1 protein-coding gene is annotated in these 311 nt (G+C 60.8%); it reads left to right on the top strand.

Features of this window, described 5'->3' with window-relative positions; genetic code table 11:
- Positions 1-80: 80 nt before the first annotated feature.
- Positions 81-311 (top strand): ATP-binding cassette domain-containing protein (locus EXE45_RS18615; RefSeq protein ID WP_137695179.1); only part of this gene is annotated, 231 nt, incomplete at its 3' end.

The raw sequence follows: 311 nt of genomic DNA, 5'->3' as shown, positions 1-311 counted from the left end.
AATATTTGAGAAGAGATTATTCACCATATATCAGGAAAACAGCAAAGAACTCATATGCCAGCGGACCGGTCTTCAGGGAAATGGCACGCGTCACGCTCGACACGCTCCGGAAGGAGTTCGACCGAGGAACCATCGTCGCCGTCGACGACCTGGACCTGGAGATCGACGACGGGGAGTTCGTGACCGTGGTCGGGCCGTCGGGGTGCGGGAAGACGACCACGCTCCGGATGGTCGCGGGGCTCGAAGAGCCGACCTCCGGCACCGTCAGCTTCGACGACGAGGACGTCACCGACATCCACGCGAAGGAGCGC

It is taken from the genome of Halorubrum sp. SP9 (genome assembly GCF_005435015.1).
GTDB classification, from domain to species: Archaea; Halobacteriota; Halobacteria; order Halobacteriales; family Haloferacaceae; genus Halorubrum; species Halorubrum sodomense.
This window is presented reverse-complemented; position numbering and strand designations above follow the sequence as displayed.